This window comes from Paracoccus litorisediminis (genome assembly GCF_009711205.1).
In the GTDB taxonomy this organism is placed as follows: Bacteria; Pseudomonadota; Alphaproteobacteria; order Rhodobacterales; family Rhodobacteraceae; genus Paracoccus; species Paracoccus litorisediminis.
On record NZ_WMIG01000025.1, the window covers coordinates 21801 to 48616 of the forward strand.

Genomic DNA, 26816 nt, shown 5'->3' on the forward strand with positions numbered 1-26816 from the left:
TCTAGTCCAGCGTCTTGGTCAGCGTGCGCCGGGCGATGGCGATCAGCACCAGCGCATAGGCGGCCAGCGTCGCATTGGCGCGCAGGATCTGCGGCCAGTCGTCTCCGGCCATGAACAGGGTCTTGATCAGACCCATGAAATGCGTGGCGGGCAGCAGGTTGCTGATCACCTGCACCACCACCGGTACATTGCGCAGGTCAAAGACAAAGCCCGACAGCATCAGGGCCGGCATGAAGCTGGTCAGCAGCGCCATCTGGCTGGCCGCGAACTGGTTGCGCGTCACCCCCGAGATCACCAGCCCCAGCGCCAGCGACACCAGCAGGTAAAGCAGCGAGGACAGGATGATGATCCAGAGCGAGCCCCGGATCGGCACGTCAAAGACGAATCTCGCCGCCAGCAGGCAGAAGACAAGGTCGATGGCTCCGATCACCAGATAGGGGGCCAGCTTGGACAGCACCATCTCGATCGGGCGGGCCGGGGTGACGAACAGCGATTCCAGCGTGCCGCGTTCCCATTCCCGCGCGATCAGGAGCGAGGTCAGGAAAGCCCCGATCAGCGTCATCACCAGCACGATCAGGCCCGGCACCAGAAACCAAGTGCTGTCATTGGCCTCATTGAACCAGATGCGGCTGACCAGCGTGACGCTGGCCGAGGTCGCGGCGGGATCGCCCTGCCGGTCGGAGATATGCTGAAGCGCGGTCGAGATCGCGCCGCTGGCATAGGTTTCGATGGCCTGAGCGGTGTTTGAATCGACGCCGTTCAGGATCAGTTGCAGCTGTCCTTCGCCCTGCAGCAGATCGCGGGTGAATTCGGCGGGCACGCGCAGGATGGCATCGGCGCGACCGGCGCGGATCAGGGCCTCGGCCTCGGGCATCGAATGGGTCCAGATCGGGCTGAAGTAATCGGACCCGGCGATACCCGCGACGGCCGTCATGGTGGCGGCAGAGCTGTCCTCGATCACCACGGCGATGCGGACGTCGGTGACGTCGAAGGACAGGCCAAATCCGAACAGCAGGATCAGCACCACCGGCAGGACCAGCCCGACGATCAGGTTGCTGCGGTCGCGCAGCATCTGCCGCGTTTCCTTGCGGGTCAGGGCGATCAGGCGGGCGCGGGCGTTCATGCCGCGTTGCGGCCCGCGCGGGCCGTCTCGACAATGGCGATGAAAGCGCTGTTCATGTCATCCGCGCCCGACAGGTCGCGCACCTCGCGGGGCGTGCCGATGGCCAGCATCCGGCCCGCATCCTGAATGGCGATGCGGTCGCAATATTCGGCCTCTTCCATGAAATGGGTGGTGACGATGATGGTGGTGCCGCCCTGTGCCAATGCGGTGATCCGGCGCCAGAAGGCGCGGCGCGCCAGCGGGTCGATGCCGCTGGTCGGTTCGTCCAGAAACAGGATCTCGGGGTGGTGCAGCAGCCCAACGGCCATGGCCAGTCGCTGCTTGTAACCCGCGGGCAGCAGCCCGCTGACTGCTGTGGGATCAAGGTCAAACTCGGAAATGGCATCAGTGATCCGCGTCCGCAGCAGCTTGCCCGACAGCCCATAGGCCCCACCAAAGAATGCCAGATTCTCGCGCACCGTCAGATTGCCATAGAGCGCGAATTTCTGCGCGACATAGCCGATGCGTTGGCGGGCCTGCGCCCGTGCGGTCCGCAGGTTGCGGCCTGCGACTTCAAGATGCCCGCTGGTCGCGGGCAGCAGCCCGCAAAGCATGCGGAACGTGGTGGTCTTGCCCGCGCCATTGGGGCCGAGCAGGCCAAAGATCTCGCCCCGCGCCACCTGAAACGAGGTGCTGGCGACGGCGGTGAAATCCCCGAAGCGGCGGACCAGATCGCGGACCACGATGACCGGCTGGCCATCGCTGGCCATCGCTGTCGTCTGCATCGCGATGGTTGTGGGGGGCGTGTCGTCCTGCAGACGCAGGAGCATCATGAAGGTGTCTTCCAGCTCGGCCGGGCGGGGGGTGGCCGATGCGATAAGATCCGCCAGCCGCGCCGCATCGGCATCCGGCCTGCGGATGAAGCGGACATTGCCGCCCTGCGGCACCGCGTCGATGATGCAATCGGGCGCGTCGATCAGCCTTGCCTGCAAGGCGCGGGCGGGCATGGGCGGCAGCGGCGTGGCCACAAAGGTCAGGCCGCCCGCCCGATCGCGCAGGGTATCGGGCGGGCCCGAGGCCAGAATACGGCCGCGATGCAGGACATGGACCTGCGCGCAGCGCTCGGCCTCGTCCATATAGGCGGTGCTGACGATGACGCTAAGCCCGTCATCCTTGACCAGTTGCAGCACGATCTGCCACAGGTCGCGGCGCGACAGCGGGTCGACGCCGACGCTGGGTTCGTCCAGCAGCAGCAGATCGGGCGAGCGGACCAGCGTGCAGGCCAGTCCCAGCTTCTGCTTCATACCGCCCGACAGCTTGCCCGCTGGCCGGTCGGTGAAGCGCGCCAGATCGGTCATCGCCAGCATGCGGGCGAAGCGGTCCCGGCGCTGCGCCATCGGCACGCCATGCAGATCCGCGTAAAGATCAAGGTTTTCCTGCACGCTGAGGTCCTCGTACAGGCCAAAGCGCTGCGGCATGTAGCTGATGCGGTCCTGCACCTGCTGGGGATCGCGCGCGACATCGACGCCCAGCACATGCAGCGACCCGGCATCGGGCCGCAACAGCCCGGCGAACAGGCGCATCAACGTGGTCTTGCCCGCGCCATCCGGACCGACCAGCGCGGTCAGTTCCCCTTGTCGGACGGTGAGCGTCAGATTGTCGATGGCGGCAAGACCGGCAAAGGACTTGGACAGCCCCTCGGCGCTGACCGTCAGCGCGGTCATGGCGCGTGCCCGTCGGTCAGCTTGACAGTGACCGGCTGACCAAGGCGCAGGCTGTCGGTCGGGTCGTCGACGGTGACATGGACCTCATAGACGAGGCTGGTGCGCAATTCCTCGGTCTGGACGGATTTCGGGGTGAACTCGGCCACCGAGGAGATATAGCCGACCTGACCCGCGACCGGTTCGGGATGGCTGTCGGTCAGCACCTGCGCCGCCATGCCCGGCTTGATCCGGCCCAGATCGGCTTCGCGGACATAGACGCGGACCCATTTCGGATCGGTCAGGGCCAGCGCATAGACCGGCGATTGCGGCGTGGCCATGTCGCCGGGTTCGCGCAGGCGCGAGCGGATGACGGCATCGGCAGGGGCACGCAATTCGCCCAAGGTCACCTGATAGCGCAGCAGTTCCAGCTGGGCTTCGGCCGCCTGCAACCGCGCGGCGGCGGCGGCGATTTCCTCGGGGCGGGCGCCGGCCAGCAGCAGGTCCAGCGCCGCAATATCCTGATCGACCGCGGCATTCGCGGCCTTCGCCTCGGTCGAGGCGCGGTCCAGATCCTGCTGGCTGACCGCGCGCGAGGTCAGCAGCCGCGCAGCGCGGTCGCGTTGCAGGTTGGCAAGCTCGGCCGAAGCCTTGGCCGAAGCGACACGGGCCTGGGCCTGGGCGATTTCCTCGGGGCGCGCACCTGCGCGAAGTTCCAGCAGGGTCTGCCGTTCGGCCTCGACCACGGCTTCCTGCGCCTTGGCCTGCAATTCCAGCGTGTGGGTATCGAGCCGCGCGATAACCGCGCCCGCCTTGACCCGATCGCCCTCCTGCACGCGCAATTCCGCGATCCTGCCGCTGCCGTCAAAGGCCAGCGCGACCTGCCGGATGTCGACATTGCCGTAAAGGGTGATGTCGCCCGAGCTGGTCGCATCGCGTTGCTGCCACCAGAACCAGCCGCCCAAGGCCAGCGCGGCAATCAGCAGGATTGGCAGGATGCGTTTCATGGTCAGCCCTATGAGCGGAGCTTAAACTAAATTGAATTTAATCTAAATCGGTTTTAAAGTCGAGCCACTTCGAAAAGGACGCATCGGAATGAGCAAGGCCAGAACCGCAAGAAAGCGCATCGATGGCGTGGCGACCCGCGCCCGCATCCTTGAGATTGCCGGGCAGCGCTTTGCCGATGCCGGATTTGCCCAGACCGCCAGCAAGGAAATTGCGGCGCTGGCCGAGGTCGATCTGGCCTCGATCAACTACCATTTCGGGGACCGTGCCGGGCTGTATCAAGCGGTGCTGGCCGAAGCGCATCGCCGCATCGCCGATCTGCATGACATCGAGCGCCTGATGGCCAGCGCGTTGCCCGCGCCGGAGAAGCTGTGTGAATTGATCCGGTTCCTGCTGGGCGGCGTTGGCGGGCAGGTGTCATGGCCGGTGATCGTGCTGGGGCGCGAGATCCTGTCGCCCTCAAGCCATTTGCAGGTGCTGCAACAGCAAGAGATCCTGCCCAAACTGCAGGCGATCCTGCCGATGCTTAGCGAGATTACCCTGATCCCCGTCGATGACCCGGTGCTGTTGCGCTGCCTGCCCTGCATCGCCGCGCCCTGCGCAATGATCGCCCTGCTGGGCCGCAGCGGAACGGAGCTGGGCGAACGCATCCATCACGCCGCGACAGAGGATCTGATCGGGCAATTGCATGCCTATGCCTTGGGGGGACTGGCGGCGGTTCGGGAACGGTATCGCGGTGCCGGGCGATGACCCCCGCCGCATCTGCGGCAGGGGTCGGTGGGTGCATCAGGACGAATGCAGGGCAAAATCGCCCGACAGGGTGCACTTGATGATCTCGGCCCGATCCCAGCGGACCGAGCCTTCCTTGCTGTAGAAGCAGTTGAACCCGCCCTCCAGCGCTTCGGCATAGGCGCGGCATTCGGCGGAATCGTCGAAATGCTGGTTGCGACCGATTTCGTCCATGACCTTCTTGTGGAAGCCGGCATGGTATTTGAAGTGGAGTAGTTCCGCTGGTGACTCGGCGATCCTCGCGTCCCAGACATCGTACAGCCCGGCCGAGAGTTGCATCCATGGTATTTCAGGATGCAGGTCTTTTGCGAGGTAAAGCTGCTCATGCCCGCGTTCGGCGCCAGCCGGTGCCGCAAGCTGCTGGTCTGGGTGGGTGATGGAATATGGCGAAGATGCGACCGGCGGCCCCGACACCAAGGATGTCTATGCCATCCATGATGGGCAATATTACTTCGACGACTTTGCGCTTGGTCGCCTGACCGTGGACGGGCTGGCCGGGGATGACGTTGCCGATCAGGACGGGCGGCTGAAGCGCGACGCCTTTCTGGGCTGCGAGCCTAGCTTCCGGGTTCTGGCCAGCGACCAGACCACGTGGCGTCTGCAGGCGGGCCTTGGGCTGCGCCACACCAAGTCGTTCAGGTGGATACGACCGGAACCGCTGGGTTCGAGTCGAATGCCGAAGCGGGCTACATCCTGTCCTCGCGCTTCTTTCATCGCGTAGTGACAACGCCTTTGTCACAGCGGCACCGATTACCCGACCTCGGATGCGAATGGCGCGGCCAGCAATGAGCGTGGCCTGAACTTCCGCATGACCGGTGCGCTGTCGTCCCGGATTTCCTATCTCACCGAATATGTGTCCGACCGCGCCATCCGCACCGACAACATGCTGGGTGTGTCGCTGGTCTACGGGCTCTAGACCCATCCCTCTGCGAACGGTCGCGGCCCTACGTGCCGCCTCCCGAAACTGAACCCGAGGAAAGACATGGATTCCGCCACGCGCTTATCCTCGAGAGTGACGATGACTCCGCTGAGGCAGGCTATGACGACCCTTACGGCGGCCGCGACCTGACCGGAGGCTCTGACGACGATGATACCGTGGCCGCAGATGCCGGCGATGACGAAATCTACCTAGGCTATGGCGATGACCTTTACGGTGCCGAAAATACGGGTCCGGACGAAGGCACCGACACCTTCGATGGCGGTGACGATGAGGATGACGTCACCCTGAGCAGCGCTGCCCACGGGCGTGACCCGGATCACCTATGACAGCGATGATCAGGTCAGCATCGTGCTGTCCTCGGGTTGCGAGGGCGAGTGTGAGTTGACCTTGGTGCAGGACGGTGACCACGTGCAGGTCGTGCTGGACGGCAAGGTCGTGGCGCTACTTCTGGACGCGGATGCCGATGACATCTCGAATGCCTCGGTCAGTCAGGGTAACGCGGGCAAGTGCATCGACTTTGTCCGGTCGATATGCAAGTCAGGCCGCGATCAAGTGAAACGAGCCCCACGATGCCTTCCGGACCAGACGAGTTGGTGCTGATCCACCGCTTCCCCGCCCTTGCCGACCACCGGATCGCAGCCGTTTTCCCCACGACCATGGGCAGGCCATGATCCGGGTCGAAGGCCATTTCGGCGAATGGCTTCAGGGACGGCTTGGCCCGCAAGGGCCGGTCGTGCTGGTGACCATGGCCTGTCCGGCACTGGCGGTTGTGGCTGAACGGTTGGGGTCGGGGGAACGTCTGGTCGAACAGCAGCCGCAGATCATCCCTGAAAGCCATGCCGCGCAGGTCTTCGACTGGCTGGGATGTGATGAGGGCGCCTATCGTCTTATTGCGGGGATGCCGCCGGGCGGGGGCGCGGGGGCCTCGACTGCGGCGCTGCTGGCACTGGCCTGTGTCGCAAGAGGAGATGCCCCTCCTGATCCCAAGGCGCTGGCCCGCATGTGTCACGGGATCGAGGGGGCCTGTGATCCGCTGATGCTGCCAAGGCCGGATGCGGTGCTGTGGGCCTCGCGCCACGGGGTCGTGGTCGAGGATCTGCCACCGCCCCCCGAGGCCGAGATTCTGGGCGGTTTCTGGGGTGCCGCGCAGCGCACGGACCCGTTGGACCTGAATTTTCCCGATATTTCCGACCTTGTTGCCGAATGGCGCGGGCAGCCGGATCTTGCGCAAGCGGCGGCTCTCGCCTCGCAATCGGCCATGCGATGCAGTGCCCTGCGCGGCCCCGAGGGTGATCCGACCCCCGATCTGGCCCGCGAACTCGGTGCCTTGGGCCATGTCCGGGCGCATACCGGCTCGGCCCGCGGGCTGATCTTTCCGCCGGGCGAGGTGCCGTCACGGGCGGCGGCTGCACTGCGGGCCGCAGGATTTCAGCAGATATTGAGTTTTCGCAGCGGAGGGCGGGCATGAGTTTTGCCGCGATGATGCTGGTGGCGCTGGCAATCGATGCGTGCCTTGGCTGGCCCGACTGGCTTTACCGCCGGATCGGGCATCCGGTCACGTGGCTGGGTCGCCTGATCGGCATTTGCGACCACCGGCTGAACCGTCAGGGCCCGGCGGTCGCAGATATTGCGATGGGCGCGGTCACGGTTGTGCTGGTGATCGGGGCGGCAATCTTACCGGCGCTGATGCTGCAATTCATCCTGCCGCAGGGCTGGCTGGGCGTGCTGATCGGCGGCGTGCTGGCATGGCCTTTGATTGCTGCGCGCTCTCTGCACAGCCATGTCGCGTTGGTGGCCCAGCCGCTGGGGCAGGGCGATCTGTCAGGCGCGCGCCGGGCCGTCGCGATGATCGTCGGGCGCGATCCGGCACGGCTGGACGCTGCGGGCGTCTCGCGCGCAGCGCTTGAAAGTCTGGCCGAGAACAGTTCCGACGGGGTGATCGCGCCCCTGTTCTGGGGCATGGTCGCGGGACTGCCGGGGATCGCCGCCTATAAGGCGGTGAACACCATGGATTCCATGATCGGGCACCGCACGGCACGGCATGAAAACTTCGGCAAGGTGGCGGCGCGTCTGGACGATCTGGTGAACCTGATCCCGGCGCGCCTGACGGGGCTGCTGTTCGCGCTGGCATCGGCAAGGCCTAAGGCGGCGCTGCAGGTGATGCGGCGCGATGCCCGCCACCATCGATCACCCAATGCTGGCTGGCCCGAGGCGGCGATGGCGGGGGCGCTTGGCATCCGCCTGTCGGGTCCACGCAGCTACGGTGATCACGTCGCGGATGAGCCTTGGCTGAACGCAGACGCGCCCGATCCGGGACCGGCGGACCTGACCCGAGGGCTTGCACTTTACCGCCGCGCGCTATTTCTTGGCGCCGGATTTCTGGGGCTTCTGGCATGTCTGTGACCTTGGCTAAGCGCGATCATGGCGGCGATCTTGACCGGGCCAAGCGGATTTACGGCGCGGGCGACTGGCTGGATCTGTCGACCGGCATCAATCCGGTTCCCTATCCGGTTCCGGCCCTCCCCGCCTCGGCCTGGACCGCCCTGCCGGTGGCCGAGGACATGGCCGCACTGCTGGCCGCAGCCCGTGCGGCTTATGCCACCAACGCTTCGGTGGTGGCGCTGGCCGGGGCGCAGGCGGCGATCCAGATCGTGCCGCGGTTGCGTGCGCCGGGCAAAGCCCGCGTTTTGGCACCCACCTATAACGAACATGGCGCGGCGCTTCATGCGCAGGGCTGGGATGTGACCGAGGTCGCCACGCTTCAGGAACTGGCCGGGGCCGATCTGGCTGTGCTGGTCAACCCGAACAATCCCGACGGGCAGCGCCACGATCCGGCGCAATTGCTGCGACTGGCTGGGCGCGTCGGGCTGCTGGTCGTCGACGAAAGCTTCGCCGATCCCGAGCCGCAGCTTTCGTTGGCCCCGCTGTTGGGAGAGGGGACACCGAACCTGCTGGTGCTGCGCTCATTTGGCAAGTTTTACGGCCTTGCCGGTCTGCGGCTCGGCTTTGCGCTGGCCGAGGCCCGGCTGGCCGCAAAAATAGCGGCGTTGGCCGGTCCTTGGGCGGTCAGCGGTCCCGCCATCGCCATCGGGCAAGCGGCGCTTGGCGATCACGACTGGCAGGCGCGCACAAGGCAGCGGCTGGACCTTGACGCCCTGCGTCTTGATCGGGCGGCGGCCAGCGCCGGCTGGCAGCTTGTGGGTGGCACGCCGCTGTTTCGCACCTATGAGGTCGGCGATGCGCGGGCCGCCCAGAAGCGGCTGGCCCGCAGCCGGATCTGGACGCGGATCTTTCCCTATGCGCCGGGCTGGCTCCGGCTGGGCCTGCCGGGGAATGAGGCCGGGTGGCAGCGTCTGGAAACGGCGCTAGCGGGCAAGGGCGAATAGCCCTTCGACATCCAGATGTTGTTCAAGATGGTTGGCCAGCGCGTCCAGCGTGGCCTCGACCGTCGCATCATAGCCCAACCCGGACGACACGCCGAAGCCCTGCAGATAGGCGGCGCGGAAACCATCGTCGCGGAACAAGCCGTGCAGATAGCTGCCCGCAACCCGCCCATCCGCGCTGACGGCCCCTTCGGGCTTGTCCCCGATCATGGCGAAGGGCCGGGCGCAATCGGGGCCATCGCTGCGCCCGAGATGGATTTCATAGCCCCTGCAGGTCTGTCCGGTGGCCAGATGAGTGGCCTCAACCTCGGTCAGGCGCTTGTCGGGGGTCATGACGGTGGTCACGTCCAGCAGGCCCAGCCCCGGATCGGTCCCCGCAGCCCCCTCGATCCCGTCAGGATCGGCGACGAAGCGCCCCAGCATCTGATAGCCGCCGCAAATTCCCAGCACCCGGCCGCCGCGCCGGTGATGGGCAAGGATGTCGATATCCCAGCCTTGCGCCCGCAAGAAGGCCAGATCACCACGCGTCGATTTCGTGCCGGGAATGATGACCAGTCCCGCATCCCCCGGAATCGCCTGACCGGGCTCCAGCATGGTCAGGCGCACTCCGGGTTCCTGCGACAGCGGGTCGAGATCGTCGAAATTCGCGATGCGCGACAGGCGCAGGCAGACGACATGCAGACCGGCCCCGGTTTTCGCCGCGGGGCTGCGAATGTCCAGCGCATCCTCGGCAGGCAGTTTCCACGCATCCGGGAACCACGGGCAGACGCCGAAACCACGCCAGCCGGTCGCCGCCTCGATCAGGCGGTAGCCGTCGTCGAAAAGCCGCGGGTCGCCGCGAAAGCGGTTGATCAGAAAGCCAGCGATCTGCGCCGCATCGGCGGGGTCGATCACCGCCTGTGTGCCGACGATCTGCGCGATGACGCCGCCGCGGTCGATGTCGCCCGCCAGCACAACCGGCACATCCGCCGCCCGCGCGAAGCCCATATTGGCGATGTCATTGCGGCGCAGGTTGACCTCGGCCGGGCTGCCCGCGCCCTCGACCAGCACCAGATCATGGGCGGCGCGCAGGCGCTGATAGCTTTCCATTACATAGCCCAGCAGCCGGGGTTTCACCGTCGCATAATCCCGCGCCCGGACCGAGGTCAGACGCTGGCCATGAACCACGACCTGCGCCCCGGTTTCAGACTCGGGCTTGAGCAGGATGGGGTTCATGTCTGAATGCGGGGGCAGGCCGCAGGCCAGCGCCTGCACGGCCTGCGCCCGGCCAATCTCGCCGCCGTCGCGGGTCACGGCGGCGTTGTTCGACATGTTCTGCGGCTTGAACGGCGCGACGGACAGACCACGCAGCCGTGCCGCCCGGCACAACCCGGCCACAAGCAGGGACTTGCCGACATTGCTGCCGGTGCCCTGGATCATCAATGCGCGGCCCATGGGTCAGCGCCGCCCGATCGGGTTGGCTTGCATCAAAACTCGACCCCCGGCTGTGCCTTGATGCCCGCGCGGAACGGATGCTTGATCAGCGACATCTCGGTCACCAGATCGGCGGCCTCGACCAGTTCCGGCTTGGCATTGCGCCCGGTCAGGCAGACATGGGTCATCGGCGGCTTTTCGTTCAGCAGGAAATCCACCACCTCGGCCACGTCCAGATAGTCATAGCGCAGGGCGATGTTGATCTCGTCCAGCAGGACAAAGCGGATCTGAGGGTCAAGGATCTGCTCGCGCGCGATGCGCCAGCCGTTTTGGGCGGCGGCAATGTCGCGTTCGCGGTCCTGGGTTTCCCAGGTGAACCCCTCGCCCGAGACAAAGAACCGGCATTCCTGCGCAAAGCGTGTCCGCAGCAATTCGCGTTCGCCGGTATCGCGACCGCCCTTGATGAACTGGACTACGGCGCAGGGCATGCCATGGGCGATGCAGCGCAGGACCATGCCAAAGCCCGATGACGACTTGCCCTTGCCCGGCCCGGTATGGACCATGATCAGGCCCTTTTCCCCGGTCTTGGACGCCATCATCTTGTCGCGCGCGGCCTTGATGCGCTTCATCTTTTCGGTGTGGCGCGTGGCGGTGTCGTCCATGTCGGGTTCCTTGCGCTTGACAGTCCTTGGCGGGCTGGACCATATCAGTCCCGCTGGTGCCTGTGCAAACAGGTGAAAAGGGAATGCGCAAGGCCGTCAGGCCCAGAGCGCAGCCGCCCCCGCGACCGTGAGTGGAAAGGGAACCCAAGGCCACTGGATGCATGCATCCGGGAAGGCAGGGCAACCGCCGGAGCTACCCTCCGAAATCCGCAAGCCGGGAGACCTGCCAGCCATGATGCATGTAACCGGACGGGGGTGTTCTGGTATGGAGATAGGCAGCCTTTCCGGGCCGTTTCGTCACCATTTTCCCCTCGTCCGTCCTTCGGTGGGTGAGGATGATGACGATACGACCAAAACCAGCCGAGTTGCTGGTCTGCACCTGCTGCAAGAACGCGGCTGACCCGGCGGTAACCGGCGAGGCCGTGCTGTCCAGCCTGTCCGACGCGCTTGCCGGGACGATCACCGTCACCGGCGTGCAATGCCTGTCCAACTGCTCGCGTGGTTGCACCATCGCGCTGCGCGGCGCGGGGCGCTGGACCTATGTCTACGGCAATATCGACGCCTCGGCCCATCTGGAGGCGATCCGCGACGGCGCGGCCAGATATGTGCAGGCCCCCGACGGGCTGGTGCCATGGCGCGACCGCCCCCTGCATTTCCGCAAGAACTGCATCGCCCGCATTCCCCCCATGGAGACCGAATGAATGGCCAATCTTGAAAAACTTCCCGTCACCGTCATCACCGGCTTTCTGGGATCGGGCAAGACCACGCTGATCTCGCATCTGATGCGCAATCCCGGCGGCAAACGGCTGGCCGTGGTGGTCAACGAATTCGGCGAATTCGGTGTCGATGGCGACATCCTGAAAGGCTGCGCCATCCCGGAATGCCCGGCGGAAAACATCGTGGAGCTGGCCAATGGCTGCATCTGCTGCACCGTGGCCGACGATTTCATCCCGACCATCGAGACGCTGATGGCGCTTGATCCCCGCCCCGATCACATCCTGATCGAGACCTCGGGGCTGGCCTTGCCCAAGCCCCTGCTGCGTGCCTTTGACTGGCCCGCCATCCGCTCGCGCATTACCGTGGATGGCGTGATCGCGCTGGCCGATGCCGAGGCGGTCGCGGCGGGCCGTTTCGCGCCCGATGTCGCGGCGGTGGACCGCCAGCGTCTGGCCGATGACAGCATCGACCATGAAACCCCGCTGTCCGAGGTGTTCGGCGATCAGGTGTCCTGCGCGGATATCGTGCTGCTGACCAAGCCCGACCTTGCCGGCCCCAATGGCGTGGCCCGCGCGCGTGAAGTGATCCTTGCCGAGGCACCGCGCGCCCTGCCGATCATTGAGGTCGCCGAAGGCGCGGTCGATCCGCGCGTGATCCTTGGCCTTGGTGCTGCGGCCGAGGATGATCTGGCCGCGCGCCCCTCGCATCACGACGGGGCCGATGATCACGAACATGACGACTTTGCCAGCGTGGTCATCGATATCCCCGAAATCCACGACCCCGCGCCGCTGGTCGAACGGATCGAGGGGCTGGCGCGCGAGCAAAACATCCTGCGTGTCAAGGGTCATGTCGCCGTCACCGGCAAGCCGATGCGGCTGCTGGTTCAGGCGGTGGGGGCACGGGTGCGCCATCAGTTCGACCGGGCATGGCGGCCGGATGAGGCGCGCCAAGGCCGGTTGGTCGTCATCGGGGAACATCACGACATCGATGCGCAGGCGATCCGCGCCCTGCTGCTGCCGCAACCGCTGGACGCGTGACAGGGACCGACCCGCATGCATGTCGTCTTCCGCGAAAGCCACGGGCTTGAGGAAACCGAGGTCCCCCGTGACCTTGGTCAAAGCCCTGCGGATATGGTCGTGCTGTCCTTCTCGGACAGCGACCTTGGCGCTTTCGCGGCGGCATGGCATGGCGCATCGGGGCAGCTGCCGGGGCTGCGTTTGGCGAATATCGCGGCGCTGACCCATCCGGTTTCGGTCGATACCTATGTCGAGACGACGCTTTCCGGGGCACGGGCGATCCTGATCCGGCTGATCGGCGGCACGGCCTATTGGCCCTATGGCTTGCAGCAGATCGGGGCGCTGGCCCGCCGCAATGGCATCGCGCTGGCGGTCCTGCCCGCCGATGGTCGCCCCGATCCGCGGCTGGATGCGGCATCCACCCTTCCGGCCCCGGTGCTGGCCCGGCTGGCTGCGCTTTGCGATTCCGGCGGCGCTGACGCGGCGCTGACCGCTTTGGGCATTCTGGCCAAGGCAGCCGGACTGCCTGCCGCAGACATCGATGCCGCCCCTCCGCTACCGGAGCATGGCTTCTGGACGCAGGACGCGGGTGTCATGTCTGACGCCCAGCCGGACGACAGCCAGCCGTTGATCCTGATCCTGTTCTACCGCTCCTATCTGCTGGCAGGCGATCTGGACCCGATCGCGGCCCTGATCCGCAGCTTTCATACGCGCGGGTTTCGCGCCGTGGCGATGTTCGTGCCGTCGCTGAAACATGCGGCGGCGGCATGGGTGGCGGGGCAGGTGGCGCATCTGCGCCCCGCTGCAATCGTCAACGCGACAGCCTTTTCCGCGCGGGGCGAGATGGGGGCCTCGCCGCTGGATGCCGCCGGGGTGCCGGTGTTTCAGGTGGCGCTTGCGACCTCGGACCGGCAGACATGGCGCGCCTCGGATCGGGGGCTGTCCCCCGCCGATCTGGCCATGCATGTGGTCATGCCCGAGGTGGACGGGCGCATTTTTGCCGGTGTCGCCTCCTTCAAATCGGCGGCGGCCCCCGATGCCGATCTGGAGTTTGCGCGGGTGATGCATCTGTCCGATCCCGAGCGGATCGCGGCCATCGCTGACCGGGTGGTGGGCTGGCATCGTCTGGCTGCGACCAGCGCCCCGCAGCGTCGGGTGGCCGTCGTTCTGTCCAGCTATCCGGGACGGGAATGGAACATGGCCCATGCTGTGGGGCTGGACGCCTTGGCTTCGGCCGAGGCGATCTTGCAGGACCTTGCGCAGGCGGGTCATGACATCGCGCCCGGCGGCGAGCTGACCTCGCTGGCCAAGGCGCGCATTCACTGGCCGATGGCGGATTACCTTGCTGCCCTGTCACGCCTGCCCCAGTCGCTGCGCGACGCGCTTGCCGCCAGTTGGGGCGACCCCAAGGACGACCCGGATGCCACGCCCGCAGGCTTTGCCTTTGCGGCGGTCCGGCGCGGCAAGGCCATCGTCGCCCTTCAGCCCGAGCGGGGACAGCCCGGCCAACGTGCCGCCGAATACCACGACCTGTCCCGCGTCCCGCGCCATGCCTATGTCGCCTTTTACCTTTGGCTGCGGCAGCAGGCCGATGCGCTGGTTCATGTCGGCGCGCATGGCACGCTGGAATGGCTGCCGGGCAAATCCGTTGCCTTGGGGCCGGATTGTTGGCCCGAGGCGCTGATCCGCGATCTGCCGGTGATCTATCCCTTTATCGTCAACGACCCTGGAGAGGCGGCACAGGCCAAGCGGCGCATCGGTGCGGTCACGCTGGGTCATGTCCCGCCGCCGCAGCAGGTTTCGGGCACGCCGCATCGGTTGGCGCGGCTGGAGACGCTGCTTGACGAGTTTTCGAATGCCGACGGGCTTGATCCGAAACGCCGCGATCGTCTGACCGGGGATATCCTTGATGAGGCGGCACGCGCGGGACTTGATATCGCGGGCGACGCCAGTGCGATCCCCGACATCGACCGCTTTGTTTGCGATGTGAAGGACAGCCAGTTCGGCGACGGGTTGCATGTCTGGGGGCGCGCGCCCGACCTGTCCGACGAACTTGCCCGCACCTGCGCCAAGGCCGAGCGCCAATCCCTGCTTGACGCGCTGGCCGGGCGTCGGATCGAGCCGGGGCCAGCCGGTTCCCCCTGGCGCGGACGCCGGGACGTGTTGCCGACCGGGCGCAATCTGTACACGACCGATCCGCGCAGCCTGCCCAGCCGTGCGGCCTATGCGCAAGGCAGGCTGCTGGCCGATGAGCTGGTGCGGCGGCATCTGCAGGATCATGGCGACTGGCCGCGCGGCATCATCCTTGACCTGTGGGGCTCGGCCACGATGCGCACGGCGGGCGAGGAATTTGCCATGGCGCTGGTCCTGCTGGGCGTCCGCCCGATCTGGGACGCGGGCAGCGAGCGGGTCTCGGGCATCGAGATCCTGCCGATCGCGGAACTCGACCGGCCCCGGCTTGACGTGACCCTGCGCATCTCGGGCCTGTTCCGCGATCTGTTCCCGACGCTGACCGCGCTGTTCCAGCAGGCGGTGCGGGCGCTGGCCGCACGCGACGAAAGCCCGGACTGGAACCCCTATAGCGGTCAAGACTTGGCCCGCGTCTTTGGCCCAGAGCCGGGCAGTTTCGGTCTGGGGATGGGTGATTTTCTGGGCGATTACTCTGAAACCGGTCGCCGCAAGGCCGGCGAGGCATGGCTTGCCGCCTCAACCTGGGCAGTGGATGGCGACCGGGTTACGCATGACCCGAGGGGCATCGCACAGCGTGTCCGCAGCGCGGATGCCTTTGTCCATGTGCAGGACCTGCCGGAAACCGACCTGCTGCTGGCCGAGGATTATGCCGCGCATGAGGCGGGCTTCGCCGCAGCGATGTCGGTCACCGGGGGCAAGGCGGCGCTGCTGCATCTGGACGCGACCGATCCGACGCGCCCCCGCGCCCGCAGCCTGCCCGAGGAAATCGCCCGCGTCACCCATGCCCGCGCCGCGCATCCGGGCTGGATCGCGGGCATGCGGCGGCACGGTTTTCGCGGCGCGGCCGAAATCGCGGCGACCTTGGAAAACATGGCAGCCTTTGCGCATCTGGCGGGCGTGGTCCCCTCGGCGCTGTTCGACCTGTATTGGGACGCGACGCTGGGGGATGGCGCGGTCGCGGGTTTTCTGCGGGACGCGAACCCGCAGGCCTTCGACGCCATGCAGCAACGCTTCGCCGCACTGCACGCGGCAGGCCTGTGGCAGACCCGCCGCAATTCGATCCTTGCCACGATGGAGGATCAGCCATGACCGCGCCCGTCATTCGCGGCTGGTGCCCCGGCGCGCGACGACCGATGATGGCGGGCGACGGGCTGGTGCTGCGGGTCCGGCCGCCGCTGGGCGAACTGACCCCGGCTCAGGCGACGGGTTTGGCCGATCTGGCGCAATTGCATGGCAATGGCCTGATCGAGCTGACCAGCCGCGCGAACCTGCAATTGCGCGGGTTGTCCGATGACTCCCATGCCCCGCTGATCGAGGCGCTGGCCGAGTTGGACCTGCTGGATGCCGATGCCGAGGTCGAGGCGCGGCGCAATATCGTGCTCGACCCGTTTCGGCCTGTCGGGCCGGATGTGCAGAATCGTATCGCGGCGGGGCTGATGCAGGGTCTGGCCTTGCCCGAGTTTGCGGCGCTTCCGTCGAAATTCGGCTTTGTTGTGGATACTGGCCCGCAGCGTCAGCTGGCTGAAATCAGCGGTGATATCCGCATTGAAGCCGGGCCTGCCGGGCTGATCCTGCGTGCCGATGGCTGCCCCACGGGTCGACTTGTGCCCGATGCGGAAACGGCGGTGCGGCTGGCGCTGGATCTGGCGCGGTGGTTCACCGCCTCGGGTGGCGTGGGTTCGGATGGCAGGGGGCGGATGGCCCGCCATCTGGGGCTGGGCGCAATCCTGCCTACGGATCTGGACGGCACGCATTCGCCCCATGCAGCGGCAGCAGCGCCCGTTCCGGGTGTGCAGGCGGGTGGGCTATGCCTTGGGGCGGCCTTCGGACTGCTTCCGGCCCCAGCCCTGCGTCAGCTTGCGGCAAGCGGAGCCCCGGTTCTGCGCATGACCCCGTGGCGGATGATCTTTCTGCCGGGGGTGACGGCCACCAGCGTCCCCGAAGGCATGATCCAATATCCCGCCGATCCGATCCTGCGGGTTCAGGCCTGCACGGGATCGCCGGGTTGCCCGCAGGCCAATATCGCGACGCGTGATCTGGCGCGAGAGCTTGCCGCATCGCTGCCGCCTTGGGCGCGGCTGCATGTCTCGGGCTGCGCCAAGGGTTGTGCCCAGCCGGGGCCCGCCGATTTCACGCTGCTGGGCGGATCGGGCGGGTTTGACCTGATCAGGAACGGTACGGCTTGGGACCCACCCGCACATCGTGCGCTGTCTCTGGCGCAAATCCACGAAATTCTGGGCGGATGAAACATGCCATATAGTTATGAAACCGACGGCGCGGCGATCTATGCCGAAAGCTTCGCGACGATCCGGGCCGAGGCCCGCCTTGACCGCTTCGATGCCGATGAGGAAACGGTGGCGGTCCGCATGATCCACGCCGCCGGGTTGGTCGGGCTGGAGGAGCAGATCCGCTTTTCCCCCGGCATGGTGGCCCGCGCGCGGCAGGCCTTGCAGGGCGGCGCGCCGATCCTTTGCGATGCGCGCATGGTCAGCGAAGGCGTGACCCGCCCGCGTCTGCCCGCTGGGAACGAGGTGATCTGCACCTTGCACGCCCCCGAGGTTGCCGGTCTGGCCGCGCAACTGGGCACGACGCGTTCCGCCGCCGCGCTGGAACTGTGGCGGCCGCATCTGGGCGGCGCGCTGGTCGCCATCGGTAATGCGCCGACCGCGCTGTTCCACCTGCTGGAAATGCTCGAGGACCCTTCCTGCCCGCGCCCCGCGGCGATCATCGGCTGCCCGGTCGGCTTTGTTGGTGCCGCGGAATCCAAACAGGCGTTGTGGGACGCGCAGCCCGCGCCCTGCGTCATCGTCAAGGGCCGCTTGGGCGGCAGCGCCATCACCGTCGCCGCCATCAACGCCATTGCGAGCCGCGCGGAATGACCTGCGGCACCATCCACGGCGTCGGCCTTGGCCCCGGCGACCCCGAGTTGATGAGCGTGCGCGCCGACAGGCTGCTGCGCGGCGCTCGCCACGTCGCCTATTTCCGCAAGGCCGGGCGACCGGGGCGCGCGCGCGGCATCGTCGACGGCATGCTGCGCCCCGATGCTATCGAATTCGCGATGGAATACCCGGTCACGACCGAGTTTGCGCTGGACGACCCCGCCTATAACCAGGCCCTGTCGGGCTTCTATGCCGAGGTCACCACGCATCTGGTCGCCTTGGCCCAGACGGGTGAGGATGTGGTCGTGCTGTGCGAAGGCGATCCCTTCTTCTACGGCTCGTTCATGCATTTGCACGCCCGGTTGCAAGGCCGGGTTCCGGTTCATGTCGTGCCCGCGATCACCGGCATGTCGGCGGCATGGACCGTCACCGGCATTCCGGTGACATGGGGCGATGATGTGCTGACCGTCCTTCTGGGCACCATGTCTGAATTGGATCTGGCCCGGCGCATGTCCGACGCCGATGCCATCGTGGTGATGAAGGTCGGCCGCAACCTGCCCAAGGTGCGCCGCGCGCTTGAACTGGCAGGCAAGCTTGACCGCGCGTGGCTGGTCGAATGCGCCAGCATGGAGGCCGAGCGCGCCATCCCCCTGGCCGAGGCGGGTGAACGAACCGTGCCCTATTTCTCGATCGTGATTGTCCATGGACAGGGGCGGCGGCCATGAGCGGTTGGCTGGTCATCGCCGGTCTGGGGCCGGGCGATCCGCGCATGATCACGCCGGAAGTCACGGCGGCACTGAATGAGGCCACCGATATCGTCGGCTACATCCCTTATGTGCGACGCATTGCCCCGCGCGCCGGGCTGGTGCTGCACGAAAGCGACAACCGGGTCGAACTTGACCGCGCCCGGCATGCGCTGGCCATGGCGGCCGCTGGCCGTCGCGTCACCGTCGTCAGTTCGGGCGATCCGGGCGTTTTCGCCATGGCCTCGGCCGTGTTCGAGGCGCTGGAGACCGGGCCGCAGGCATGGCGCGATCTGGATATCCGCGTCCTGCCCGGTGTGACTGCAATGCTGGCGGCGGCGGCACGGGCTGGCGCCCCCCTTGGCCATGATTTCTGCGTGATCAACCTGAGCGACAACCTGAAGCCTTGGGATCTGATCGCGCGCCGATTGCGGCTGGCGGTCGAGGCGGATTTCGCCATCGCGCTTTACAACCCCCGCTCAAAAGCCCGCCCCGAGGGCTTTGCCCGCACATTGGACATCCTGCGCGAATGCTGCGAACCGGGGCGGGTGTTGGTCTTCGCCCGCGCAGTCTCGACGCCGGATGAGGAACTGACGGTGGTCAGCCTGTCTGACGCGCGGCCCGAGATGGCCGACATGCGCACCGTGGTTCTGGTCGGGTCTTCCGCCACGCGGGTGATCCGGCGTGGCGGTGCGCCCATCGTCTATACGCCGCGTTCGGTGCTGGCATGATACCAGCGCAGCACCGCGTCGACCTCATGCACTTCCGTCACCGGGGGCAGCGTCGGACGCTCGATCATCAGCACCGGCAAGTTCAGCGACCGCGCGGCCTCGATCTTGGCATAGGCTCCGCCGCCGCCGGAATTCTTGGATGCGACCATGTCGATTCCATGCGTCTGCATCAGGGCGCGGTCACCCTCGGCCCGGTACGGTCCGCGATCGACGATGACTTGCGCATTGGGCAGCGGCAAAGGGTCCACGGGAGGATCTACCAGTCGCAGCAGATAGAAATGCTGGGGATTTCCGGCGAAATCCGACAGGTGTTGCCGCCCCACCGCCAGCATCACCCGCCTTGCCGGTCCCTCCAGCGCGGCAGAGGCCGCCGAAATGTCGGGAACGTGGGTCCAGCGATCACCATCAACCGGTTGCCATGGCGGACGGGTCAGCCGGATCAGCGGCACACCGGTTTCGGCGCATGCCGCGACCGCATTGGCGCTGATCCGCGCCGCAAAGGGATGGGTGGCGTCGACGACATGGCTGTAACCACCGTCGGCGATGTGGCGGGCCAGCCCCTCGGCTCCGCCAAAGCCGCCCACGCGATGCGGCAGGGGTTGGGGACGGGGGTTTTCGACCCGTCCGGCCAGCGAGATGGTGCCGATCATGCCCGCATCGGCCATGCGGCGCGCCAGTTCGCGCGCCTCGGTCGTCCCGCCCAGGATCAGGACATTGAAACGCATGGCTAGAACTCCGTGGCTGACCATTCTTGGCGTCGGCGAAAATGGACCGGAAGGGCTGTCCCCGGCAAGCCATGCGGCGCTGGCATCGGCCGAGATCGTCATGGGCCCGTCCCGGCATCTGAGCCTGCTTCCCGATCTGGTGGCCGAAAGTATCGTCTGGCCGGTGCCTTTCGCGGACGGCTTGCCGGTGCTGATGCGGTTCCGGGGATGTCGGGTGGTGGTTCTGGCCTCGGGCGATCCGTTCTGGTTCGGGGCAGGCAGCGTGATTGCACGCGAACTGGACCGCGACGAATGGCAGGCGATCCCCGGTCCCTCGACCTTTTCGCTGGCCGCGTCGCGGCTGGGTTGGCCGCTTGAACAGGTGGTTTGCCTTGGCCTGCACGCGGCCCCACTGACCCGGCTGCGCCCGCATCTGGCACCGGGGACCAAGGCCATCGTGCTGCTGCGCGACGGCGCGGCGGTCCGGGAGCTGGGTCACTATCTGGCGGATCTGGGTTTCGGGGACAGTCAGCTGGCGGTGCTGGAGGCGCTTGGCGGGCCTCGGGAAAGGGGCACCCGGCTTGTCGCGCATCAGGTCGACACGCAGGATTTCCAGCATCCCGTGGCGGTGGCGCTGGAATGCGCGGGGACGGGGCAGGCTCTGCCCAGATGCTCGGGGATCGCGGATGAGTTCTTCGAAAGCGACGGCCAGATCACCAAGCGCCCGATCCGGGCGCTGGCGCTGTCGGCGCTGGCCCCGAAGCCGGGCGAATTGCTGTGGGATATCGGCGGCGGGTCGGGGTCGATCGGAATCGAATGGCTGCTGGCCGATCCCACGACCTCGGCGATCAGCATCGAGCCGCGCGCCGATCGCGCCGCGCGTATCCGGGTCAACGCGGATCGGCTGGGGGTCGACCGGCTTAGGGTCATCCATGCCGCCGCCCCCGAGGCTTTGCAGGCGCTGCCCCTGCCGCAGGCGGTCTTTGTCGGCGGCGGTCTGTCCGCTGCACTTCTGGAACATCTCGCGCATCTGCCCCGTGGCACGCGGTTGGTTGCCCATGCAGTGACCTTGGAATCCGAGGCGCTGCTGGCCGAATGGCAGGCCCGGTTGGGCGGTGATCTGATGAAGATCGCACTGGCAAGGGCCGTGCCGCTTGGCAGCAAGCGGGCATGGGACGCGGCCTATCCGGTCGTTCAGTGGAGTGTCACCCTGTGATCGTCGCGGGATTTGGATTTCGCGCCTCGGCCTCGGTCGGCAGCCTGTCGGATGCCTTGGCGCGCGCCTCGGGTGGAAGTGCGGTCGATCTGCTGGCCACCGCCGACGACAAATCGACAGCCCGGAGTTTTCAGGATTTCGCCACCGCATCAGGCATTCCGGCAATCGGGGTAACACCCGACCCAATCGCCGTGCAACTTACGCCGACCCGCTCGCCCGCCTCACTGCAGGCGCGGGGGACGGGCAGCATGGCCGAGGCGGCGGCATTGGCCGCTGCCGGTCGAAACGCGCGGCTGATCACGCCGCGCGTCATTTCGGGCGACCGCCTCGCCACCTGCGCCATAGCCATAGGAGAAGGCCCATGACCGTGCATTTCATCGGAGCCGGTCCCGGCTCTCCCGACCTGCTGACGCTGCGCGGGCGCGATATCATCGCGGCCTCGCCGGTCTGCCTTTATGCCGGATCGCTGGTCCCCGAGGCGGTGCTGTCCCATTGCCCGCCCGGCGCGCGGATCGTAAACACTGCACCACTGGATCTGGATGCGATCATGGCCGAGATCAGCGCCGCCCATGACAAGGGGCAGGATGTGGCGCGGCTGCATTCTGGCGATCTGTCGGTCTGGTCGGCGATGGGCGAACAGATCCGTCGCCTGAACGCGCTGTGCATCCCCTATACGGTGACGCCGGGCGTGCCGTCATTTGCGGCGGCGGCAGCGGCGCTTGGTGCGGAGCTGACCCTGCCGGGCGTGGCGCAATCGGTGGTGTTGACGCGGACCTCGGGGCGGGCCTCGTCGATGCCGCCTTCCGAGACGCTGGCCGCCTTCGGCGCGACCGGGGCGACGCTGGCGCTGCATCTGTCGATCCAGAACCTGTCGCGGGTGACAGCCGAGTTGATCCCGCATTACGGCGCGGATTGCCCGGTCGCCGTGGTCTGGCGCGCAAGCTGGCCCGATGAGCGCATTGTCCGTGCGACACTGGCGACGATCGAGGTCGAGATCGGTCAGGGGATCGAGCGAACCGCGTTGATCCTTGTGGGCCACGCGCTGGGGTCGGGCGATTTTCAGGAAAGCCGCCTTTATGCGCCGGATTACGACCGCCGCTATCGCCCGCAATCCGTTGCCAGCCCTTGGGCCGGTTGGAGCGAAGGCGATGACTGATCGCGGCTGGCCTCCGGGGCTGATGATCTCGGCCCCGGCCTCGGGGACGGGCAAGACGACGGTGATGCTGGGGCTGCTGCGGGCGCTGACTGATGATCGTCTGACGGTGCAGCCGTTCAAGTCGGGGCCGGATTACATCGACCCGGCCTTTCACCGCGCCGCCAGTGGCCGGGCCTCGTTCAATCTGGATAATTGGGCGATGGGTGAAGGGTTGTTCGGTGCAATTGCCGCGCGGGCGGCAGGGGCCGATATCTGCGTGGCCGAAGGCTCGATGGGGCTGTTCGACGGCGTGGCCAGCCGAGGGCTTGGCGGTTTCGGCTCCAGCGCGGAGACGGCGCGGGCGATGGGCTGGCCGGTGGTGCTGGTGATTGACGTGAGCGGGCAGGCACAATCGGCGGCGGCGACGGCATTGGGTTTTGCCCGTTATGCCGCCGACCTGACCATTGCCGGGGTAATCCTGAACCGGGTGGCCAGCCCCCGGCATGAGCGGCTGGTCCGGCTGGGAATGGAGCAGGCGGGCCTGCCGGTCCTTGGCGCGCTGCCCCGGCGCGGCGACCTGACCCTGCCCGAGCGTCATCTGGGCCTGATCCAAGCGGTCGAGCATCCCGATCTGGAAACCGCCATCGCCAAATATGCGGCCTTTCTGCGCCAGCATGTCGACCTAAGCGCGATCATTGCCGCCGCGCGGGGCAGCCAACCGCCGCAAGCTGGCCGGGGACCACGCCCCCCGGCGCAGCGCATCGCCCTTGCCCGTGATGCGGCCTTTTCCTTCACCTATCCGCATTTGCTGGAAGGCTGGCATGAGGCCGGGGCCGAGATCCTGCCCTTTTCACCCTTGGCGGATGAGGCCCCGGATGCCGGGGCCGATCTGGTCTGGCTTCCGGGCGGCTATCCGGAACTGCATGCCGGGCGGTTGGCTGCGGCCTCACGCTTCCATGCCGGGCTGCGGCAACATGCCGTGACAAGGCCGGTGCATGGCGAATGCGGCGGCTACATGGTGCTGGGACAGACCTTGGTGGACAGCCAAGGGGTGGCGCATCCCATGGCGGGCCTGCTGGGTCTGGTCACCTCGTATCAACAGCGCAGGTTGCATCTGGGCTATCGCCGGGCGGTCCTGTCCTCGGGCATGCCCGGCCATCCGGTGGGCGCGGTCCTGCGCGGGCACGAATTCCATTACTCGACCATCCTTGAACAGCCGGACAGCGCCCTTGCGGCGGTCTTTGATGCCGACGGATCGCCCGTGGCCGAGACCGGATCGCGACGCGGCAACGTCACCGGCACATTCTTTCATCTTATCGCAACGGAAGGAGGCTGACCGGCAACACATGACCACCGATCATCTTCGGTGCTGCCCTCGGGCGGCTGAAAAGGGAACCGGGTGCAAGACCCGGACTGCCCCCGCAACTGTAAGCGGAGAGCGGAGCGGAACAACCACTGGCCCCAACGCCGGGAAGGACCGACCCCCGCCTTGACCCGCAAGTCAGGAGACCTGCCGCAGATGAAAAATCCTTGCCGCGCGATGCGGCGCAATCGCCGCCGGAGGGGCGGCACAGATACAGGATGACTGACATGCATATCGAACCCGGAATCGTGGACGGGGCCAAAATGGTCCTGGCCTATGGCACGGCCGCCGCTGCCGCCGCCTATACCGTCAAACTGGCGCTGGATGATCTGAAGCATCACCACGCCGGCTCCTTCGCGCTGCGCAGCGTGATCGGGGCCGCCACCACCTTTGTCTTTTTCGAGATCCTGCCGCATTTCCCCGTTGGCATCTCTGAGGTGCACTTTATCCTTGGCACGACGCTGTTCCTGATCCTTGGAGCGGCGCCTGCGGCACTGGGTCTGGCCTTGGGCCTGCTGGTGCAGGGGATGTTCTTTGCCCCGACCGATCTGCCGATGTATTTCGTGAACGTGACGACGCTGCTGATGCCGCTTTTCGTGATCGATACTCTGGCGCGTCGGGTCATTCCCGCCGACACCGCCTATGTCGATCTGAAATATACCGATGTGCTCAAGCTGTCGCTGGCCTATCAGGGCGGCGTGGTGGCTTGGGTGGCCTTCTGGGCGATCTACGGCCACGGGTTCGGGGCCGAGAACATGGCCTCGATCGTCAGTTTCGGTGCAGCCTACATGCTGGTGGTACTGATTGAACCCGTCGCCGATCTTGCCGCGCTGGCGCTCGCCAAGGCGCTGCGTCCGTCGGGCCAGACGGCGCTGGTGACGCGCAGGCTTTACGCGGCCTGAACGCGGCTTCAACCAGAGGGCGGGCCGTGTCGGGTCCGCCCCATTCCCAAGGAGTGACGGATGCAGGAACTGTGGCTTGTCGGCATTGGCACGGGCAATCCCAGCCACGTGACGCTGGAGGGGGTTCAGGCCCTGCGCGAGGCCGATCTGATCCTGATCCCCCGCAAAGGCACGGGCAAGGAGGATCTGGCGCATCTGCGCCACCAGATCCTGCGGGACTGCGGCGCGGCGGGCAAGGTCGTCGAATTCGACATGCCGCAGCGGGATGCGGCACTGCCCTATGGTCAGCGGGTTGAGCGGTGGCATGACCAGATTGCGACGATCTGGGCGCAAACGGTCAAGGATGCAGGGCGCAGCGGGCCGGTCGCGCTGCTGGTCTGGGGCGATCCGGGGCTATATGACAGCACGCTGCGGATTGCCGGACGCCTGGACCCAAAACCGCGGCTGCGGGTCGTTCCGGGCATTACCGCCCTTCAGGCGCTGACGGCGGCGCATGCCATTCCCTTCAATACTGTCAATGGTGCGGTGACGGTGACGACGGGCCGCCAATTGCGCGATCACGGCTGGCCCAAGGGGGCCGAGACCATCGTTGTCATGCTGGACGGCGAATGCAGTTTCCAAATGCTTGATCCCGAGGGGCTGACCATCTGGTGGGGCGCTTTCCTTTGCATGTCCGATCAGATCCTTGAGGCTGGCGCGCTGCACGAGGCAGGCCCTCGCATCATCGCACGCCGCGCCGAGGCGCGTGAGCGTCATGGCTGGATCATGGACACCTATCTGCTGCGGCGATCTGTCGGGCAGGCGGGTGCGTACTGACCATAGCGCGGTGTCTTCGCCTTGTGGCTGGACCCAAGCCATTTTCCGGCCATGTTTCGTGACGTGCATTTATCGTATTTGGTGGGGGCGACACGACAAGGCTGACTTCCTGCAGAAGTGGCCCGAACGCAGCGCGATGGCTTCTTTCTGCTCGGCGCGGGGCTGGGCGTGGCCGGGGCAGAAAGAGGGTCTTGTTGGCCGCTTCGTAATCAATGTTGTGGTGCAGATAGGTCGAACCGCGGATCAACACGCGATCAACCAGCTGCGATAAGGAGCCGCCGAAACCGACGCGAACGGTGTCGCCGAAGGTGACCGCACGCAAAACTGCCGCATATACCAGCATGTCGCCATCGTTCGGCTTCCACTTCGGCGTCCGTATATCCGGGTAGGTCGTTATTCGAGGAATGATTGAAATGAACAAGCGCTGTCTTTATAGTCTCAGCCCCATTTTTGGCTGCGTACACAGGCATTAATTGTAAGTGACCTTGGTTGTCCGTTTATGCGGTTGACCTATAACCATATTGGTTCAATCACGTCCATCTCCATCAGGTTGTGGGAGCGATTGTCCTTATTAATCGATTTCGTGACGCACGTTTTTTTTTGACCTAGCGACACTTATTTTGGTTGATAATTGGTAAATTGAAAAGATTAACAGTATTTTTGCGTTGCCAAAAAATATGATTATTGAGTGGGCATTTCTCGCTTATCGATCCGACCTCGCGAGTGCTTGATCGGTTCAGAACGCCGTGCGTGCCAGAAAGTCATCTGGAAAGCGCAGCGTTCAGGATGGGCATCTTGTAGATTTTCGGCTGCGAAGTTGTGCTCCTGAACTTGATGCGGCGCTTTACCGATCGCGATTGCTTCTTGAGGGTGGTCGGACGCGGCTCCTGACAAGCGTGGCCGGCATGTCCGGCTCGTGCGACCTTTCGGATCAATGACGCGGCGGGGCCCCATCGGGCTCGGAATGCAGTTGACTTGGATCACGGGGAAGAGGCTTCCGACTCGTAACAAATCGCTGCTGAAACTGCGCAGTTTCTGCGCATTTGTCTGCGATCTGGGGCGGTAAGTCATCATTCTGATGTCGAATTCGGCACGGCAAAATTTTTCTTCATAAAGAAAACAATTCACCCAAGGGAAACTGCCCAGAGGATGGGAACCTGTCCCTCATCGTTTCTGTGATGCTCACAATGAGGGTAAGCCATGAACCTGAAGACAGCCTCTCCGGCCTTGCTTGTGGCCGCATTTCCCGTGATCGGCAATGCGCAGGAGGTTGCCCCCACGCTTAGGGTCAGGACCCATTGATTTTACTGTGATGACGTGATTCAGGCTCCGCGAGGAGACCTGATCGATGAGCAATCTTTTCTGGCTGTCTGACGCACAGATGGAGCGTCTTAAGCCTTTCTTTCCCAA

Annotated in this window: 27 protein-coding genes, 1 pseudogene and 2 riboswitches; of the genes and pseudogenes, 21 read left to right on the top strand and 7 right to left on the bottom strand. The window is 66.0% G+C overall.

The features are described 5' to 3' along the window. Position 1 precedes the first annotated feature (1 nt). The 3 genes from GL300_RS22970 to GL300_RS22980 are packed head-to-tail and all read right to left on the bottom strand — an operon-like array spanning position 2 to position 3809. Positions 2 to 1123: an ABC transporter permease gene (locus tag GL300_RS22970; RefSeq protein ID WP_155042020.1), complete on the bottom strand. Its 1122-nt coding sequence runs from the start codon at positions 1121 to 1123 to the stop codon at positions 2 to 4. Next, positions 1120 to 2826 carry an ATP-binding cassette domain-containing protein gene (locus tag GL300_RS22975; RefSeq protein WP_155042021.1) on the bottom strand — a complete coding sequence of 569 codons (1707 nt, stop codon included), beginning with the start codon at positions 2824 to 2826 and terminating at the stop codon, positions 1120 to 1122. The genes GL300_RS22970 and GL300_RS22975 overlap by 4 nt, the downstream gene beginning before the upstream one ends. Then, positions 2823 to 3809 carry an HlyD family secretion protein gene (locus GL300_RS22980; protein WP_155042022.1) on the bottom strand — a complete coding sequence of 329 codons (987 nt, stop codon included), beginning with the start codon at positions 3807 to 3809 and terminating at the stop codon, positions 2823 to 2825. The genes GL300_RS22975 and GL300_RS22980 overlap by 4 nt, the downstream gene beginning before the upstream one ends. Before the next feature lie 88 nt (positions 3810 to 3897). Between GL300_RS22980 and GL300_RS22985 the strand changes: the two genes are divergently transcribed. Further along, positions 3898 to 4557 carry a TetR/AcrR family transcriptional regulator gene (locus tag GL300_RS22985; RefSeq protein WP_155042023.1) on the top strand — a complete coding sequence of 220 codons (660 nt, stop codon included), beginning with the start codon at positions 3898 to 3900 and terminating at the stop codon, positions 4555 to 4557. Positions 4558 to 4593: 36 nt separating this feature from the next. Here GL300_RS22985 and GL300_RS26290 read toward each other — a convergent pair whose 3' ends face one another. Continuing rightward, positions 4594 to 4875, bottom strand: coding sequence for a hypothetical protein (locus GL300_RS26290; protein ID WP_170297793.1), 282 nt, complete (start codon positions 4873 to 4875; stop codon positions 4594 to 4596). 97 nt (positions 4876 to 4972) lie between these two features. Between GL300_RS26290 and GL300_RS27345 the strand changes: the two genes are divergently transcribed. The 7 genes and pseudogenes from GL300_RS27345 (at position 4973) to cobD (ending at position 8922) form a co-directional block, all read left to right on the top strand. Continuing rightward, a complete protein-coding gene (locus tag GL300_RS27345) occupies positions 4973 to 5317 on the top strand; it encodes a DUF481 domain-containing protein (RefSeq protein WP_155042025.1) in 345 nt (114 codons plus the stop codon). A 48-nt stretch (positions 5318 to 5365) separates the two neighbouring features. After that, positions 5366 to 5512 (top strand): annotated as a pseudogene (locus GL300_RS27350) (DUF481 domain-containing protein); the annotation flags it as partial. Between the two features lie 32 nt (positions 5513 to 5544). Then, the gene (locus GL300_RS23005) at positions 5545 to 5862 is read left to right on the top strand and encodes a hypothetical protein (RefSeq protein WP_155042027.1); all 318 of its coding nucleotides are present in this window, start codon (positions 5545 to 5547) and stop codon (positions 5860 to 5862) included. Continuing rightward, on the top strand, positions 5843 to 6136 hold the full coding sequence (locus GL300_RS23010) for a hypothetical protein (RefSeq protein WP_155042028.1): 294 nt from the start codon (positions 5843 to 5845) through the stop codon (positions 6134 to 6136). Before GL300_RS23005 ends, GL300_RS23010 begins: the two co-directional genes overlap by 20 nt. 67 nt (positions 6137 to 6203) lie before the next feature. Then, the gene (locus GL300_RS23015; RefSeq protein ID WP_155042029.1) at positions 6204 to 7004 is read left to right on the top strand and encodes a propanediol utilization protein; all 801 of its coding nucleotides are present in this window, start codon (positions 6204 to 6206) and stop codon (positions 7002 to 7004) included. Then, a complete protein-coding gene (gene cbiB, locus GL300_RS23020; RefSeq protein WP_155042030.1) occupies positions 7001 to 7939 on the top strand; it encodes an adenosylcobinamide-phosphate synthase CbiB in 939 nt (312 codons plus the stop codon). Before GL300_RS23015 ends, cbiB begins: the two co-directional genes overlap by 4 nt. Next, a complete protein-coding gene (gene cobD, locus GL300_RS23025) occupies positions 7930 to 8922 on the top strand; it encodes a threonine-phosphate decarboxylase CobD (RefSeq protein ID WP_155042031.1) in 993 nt (330 codons plus the stop codon). Before cbiB ends, cobD begins: the two co-directional genes overlap by 10 nt. On the opposite strand, the gene GL300_RS23030 is transcribed toward cobD, so the two are convergent. Continuing rightward, positions 8902 to 10353, bottom strand: a complete 1452-nt coding sequence (locus GL300_RS23030) for a cobyric acid synthase (protein WP_155042032.1) — start codon at positions 10351 to 10353, stop codon at positions 8902 to 8904. The genes cobD and GL300_RS23030 overlap by 21 nt on opposite strands. Before the next feature lie 32 nt (positions 10354 to 10385). Further along, positions 10386 to 10994 carry a cob(I)yrinic acid a,c-diamide adenosyltransferase gene (gene cobO / locus GL300_RS23035; protein WP_155042033.1) on the bottom strand — a complete coding sequence of 203 codons (609 nt, stop codon included), beginning with the start codon at positions 10992 to 10994 and terminating at the stop codon, positions 10386 to 10388. Between the two features lie 37 nt (positions 10995 to 11031). Beyond that, a riboswitch (cobalamin riboswitch) is annotated at positions 11032 to 11239 on the top strand. Positions 11240 to 11332: 93 nt separating this feature from the next. On the opposite strand from cobO, the gene GL300_RS23040 reads away from it, so the two are divergent. Genes GL300_RS23040 through cobJ form a run of 7 tightly spaced genes read left to right on the top strand, consistent with a single transcriptional unit; the run spans position 11333 to position 19270 of the window. After that, a complete protein-coding gene (locus GL300_RS23040; protein ID WP_155042034.1) occupies positions 11333 to 11695 on the top strand; it encodes a DUF1636 family protein in 363 nt (120 codons plus the stop codon). Continuing rightward, on the top strand, positions 11696 to 12748 hold the full coding sequence (cobW, locus tag GL300_RS23045) for a cobalamin biosynthesis protein CobW (protein WP_155042035.1): 1053 nt from the start codon (positions 11696 to 11698) through the stop codon (positions 12746 to 12748). Between the two features lie 15 nt (positions 12749 to 12763). Beyond that, positions 12764 to 16006, top strand: coding sequence for a cobaltochelatase subunit CobN (gene cobN, locus GL300_RS23050; protein ID WP_155042036.1), 3243 nt, complete (start codon positions 12764 to 12766; stop codon positions 16004 to 16006). Then, entirely contained in the window at positions 16003 to 17163 is a 1161-nt protein-coding gene (gene cobG / locus GL300_RS23055; RefSeq protein WP_155042037.1) for a precorrin-3B synthase, read from the top strand. Before cobN ends, cobG begins: the two co-directional genes overlap by 4 nt. 3 nt (positions 17164 to 17166) lie before the next feature. Beyond that, positions 17167 to 17796, top strand: a complete 630-nt coding sequence (locus GL300_RS23060) for a precorrin-8X methylmutase (protein ID WP_155042038.1) — start codon at positions 17167 to 17169, stop codon at positions 17794 to 17796. After that, positions 17793 to 18521: a precorrin-2 C(20)-methyltransferase gene (locus tag GL300_RS23065; RefSeq protein ID WP_155042039.1), complete on the top strand. Its 729-nt coding sequence runs from the start codon at positions 17793 to 17795 to the stop codon at positions 18519 to 18521. Before GL300_RS23060 ends, GL300_RS23065 begins: the two co-directional genes overlap by 4 nt. Then, positions 18518 to 19270, top strand: a complete 753-nt coding sequence (gene cobJ, locus GL300_RS23070; RefSeq protein WP_155042040.1) for a precorrin-3B C(17)-methyltransferase — start codon at positions 18518 to 18520, stop codon at positions 19268 to 19270. The genes GL300_RS23065 and cobJ overlap by 4 nt, the downstream gene beginning before the upstream one ends. On the opposite strand, the gene GL300_RS23075 is transcribed toward cobJ, so the two are convergent. Then, positions 19243 to 19995, bottom strand: a complete 753-nt coding sequence (locus tag GL300_RS23075; protein ID WP_155042041.1) for a cobalt-precorrin-6A reductase — start codon at positions 19993 to 19995, stop codon at positions 19243 to 19245. The genes cobJ and GL300_RS23075 overlap by 28 nt on opposite strands. Here GL300_RS23075 and cbiE point away from each other — a divergent pair. From cbiE to cobF, 6 genes are all read left to right on the top strand, one after another. Further along, complete coding sequence (cbiE, locus tag GL300_RS23080; RefSeq protein ID WP_155042042.1) at positions 19994 to 21190, top strand: precorrin-6y C5,15-methyltransferase (decarboxylating) subunit CbiE; 1197 nt, start codon at positions 19994 to 19996, stop codon at positions 21188 to 21190. The two genes, GL300_RS23075 and cbiE, sit on opposite strands and share 2 nt — an antisense overlap. After that, entirely contained in the window at positions 21187 to 21555 is a 369-nt protein-coding gene (locus GL300_RS23085) for a cobalamin biosynthesis protein (protein ID WP_343043179.1), read from the top strand. The genes cbiE and GL300_RS23085 overlap by 4 nt, the downstream gene beginning before the upstream one ends. Further along, a complete protein-coding gene (gene cobM, locus GL300_RS23090; RefSeq protein ID WP_155042044.1) occupies positions 21552 to 22346 on the top strand; it encodes a precorrin-4 C(11)-methyltransferase in 795 nt (264 codons plus the stop codon). The genes GL300_RS23085 and cobM overlap by 4 nt, the downstream gene beginning before the upstream one ends. After that, positions 22339 to 23661: a cobyrinic acid a,c-diamide synthase CobB gene (locus GL300_RS23095; RefSeq protein ID WP_155042045.1), complete on the top strand. Its 1323-nt coding sequence runs from the start codon at positions 22339 to 22341 to the stop codon at positions 23659 to 23661. The genes cobM and GL300_RS23095 overlap by 8 nt, the downstream gene beginning before the upstream one ends. A gap of 11 nt (positions 23662 to 23672) precedes the next feature. Then, a riboswitch (cobalamin riboswitch) is annotated at positions 23673 to 23857 on the top strand. Positions 23858 to 23915: 58 nt separating this feature from the next. Continuing rightward, positions 23916 to 24590 (top strand): energy-coupling factor ABC transporter permease, encoded by a 675-nt coding sequence (locus tag GL300_RS23100; protein ID WP_155042046.1) that lies wholly within the window; start codon positions 23916 to 23918, stop codon positions 24588 to 24590. A 60-nt stretch (positions 24591 to 24650) separates the two neighbouring features. After that, positions 24651 to 25406: a precorrin-6A synthase (deacetylating) gene (cobF, locus tag GL300_RS23105; RefSeq protein ID WP_155042047.1), complete on the top strand. Its 756-nt coding sequence runs from the start codon at positions 24651 to 24653 to the stop codon at positions 25404 to 25406. Positions 25407 to 26816: the final 1410 nt, after the last annotated feature.

Bases quoted from the DNA above. Each gene is read 5' to 3' on its own strand.
- GL300_RS22970 (WP_155042020.1), bottom strand. From the start codon at position 1,123: ATGAACGCCCGCGCCCGCCTGATCGCCCTGACCCGCAAGGAAACGCGG.
- GL300_RS22975 (WP_155042021.1), bottom strand. From the start codon at position 2,826: ATGACCGCGCTGACGGTCAGCGCCGAGGGGCTGTCCAAGTCCTTTGCC.
- GL300_RS22980 (WP_155042022.1), bottom strand. From the start codon at position 3,809: ATGAAACGCATCCTGCCAATCCTGCTGATTGCCGCGCTGGCCTTGGGC.
- GL300_RS22985 (WP_155042023.1), top strand. From the start codon at position 3,898: ATGAGCAAGGCCAGAACCGCAAGAAAGCGCATCGATGGCGTGGCGACC.
- GL300_RS26290 (WP_170297793.1), bottom strand. From the start codon at position 4,875: ATGCAACTCTCGGCCGGGCTGTACGATGTCTGGGACGCGAGGATCGCC.
- GL300_RS27345 (WP_155042025.1), top strand. From the start codon at position 4,973: ATGGAATATGGCGAAGATGCGACCGGCGGCCCCGACACCAAGGATGTC.
- GL300_RS23015 (WP_155042029.1), top strand. From the start codon at position 6,204: ATGATCCGGGTCGAAGGCCATTTCGGCGAATGGCTTCAGGGACGGCTT.
- cbiB (WP_155042030.1), top strand. From the start codon at position 7,001: ATGAGTTTTGCCGCGATGATGCTGGTGGCGCTGGCAATCGATGCGTGC.
- cobD (WP_155042031.1), top strand. From the start codon at position 7,930: ATGTCTGTGACCTTGGCTAAGCGCGATCATGGCGGCGATCTTGACCGG.
- GL300_RS23030 (WP_155042032.1), bottom strand. From the start codon at position 10,353: ATGGGCCGCGCATTGATGATCCAGGGCACCGGCAGCAATGTCGGCAAG.
- cobO (WP_155042033.1), bottom strand. From the start codon at position 10,994: ATGGACGACACCGCCACGCGCCACACCGAAAAGATGAAGCGCATCAAG.
- GL300_RS23040 (WP_155042034.1), top strand. From the start codon at position 11,333: ATGACGATACGACCAAAACCAGCCGAGTTGCTGGTCTGCACCTGCTGC.
- cobW (WP_155042035.1), top strand. From the start codon at position 11,696: ATGGCCAATCTTGAAAAACTTCCCGTCACCGTCATCACCGGCTTTCTG.
- cobN (WP_155042036.1), top strand. From the start codon at position 12,764: ATGCATGTCGTCTTCCGCGAAAGCCACGGGCTTGAGGAAACCGAGGTC.
- cobG (WP_155042037.1), top strand. From the start codon at position 16,003: ATGACCGCGCCCGTCATTCGCGGCTGGTGCCCCGGCGCGCGACGACCG.
- GL300_RS23060 (WP_155042038.1), top strand. From the start codon at position 17,167: ATGCCATATAGTTATGAAACCGACGGCGCGGCGATCTATGCCGAAAGC.
- GL300_RS23065 (WP_155042039.1), top strand. From the start codon at position 17,793: ATGACCTGCGGCACCATCCACGGCGTCGGCCTTGGCCCCGGCGACCCC.
- cobJ (WP_155042040.1), top strand. From the start codon at position 18,518: ATGAGCGGTTGGCTGGTCATCGCCGGTCTGGGGCCGGGCGATCCGCGC.
- cbiE (WP_155042042.1), top strand. From the start codon at position 19,994: ATGGCTAGAACTCCGTGGCTGACCATTCTTGGCGTCGGCGAAAATGGA.
- GL300_RS23075 (WP_155042041.1), bottom strand. From the start codon at position 19,995: ATGCGTTTCAATGTCCTGATCCTGGGCGGGACGACCGAGGCGCGCGAA.
- cobM (WP_155042044.1), top strand. From the start codon at position 21,552: ATGACCGTGCATTTCATCGGAGCCGGTCCCGGCTCTCCCGACCTGCTG.
- GL300_RS23095 (WP_155042045.1), top strand. From the start codon at position 22,339: ATGACTGATCGCGGCTGGCCTCCGGGGCTGATGATCTCGGCCCCGGCC.
- GL300_RS23100 (WP_155042046.1), top strand. From the start codon at position 23,916: ATGCATATCGAACCCGGAATCGTGGACGGGGCCAAAATGGTCCTGGCC.
- cobF (WP_155042047.1), top strand. From the start codon at position 24,651: ATGCAGGAACTGTGGCTTGTCGGCATTGGCACGGGCAATCCCAGCCAC.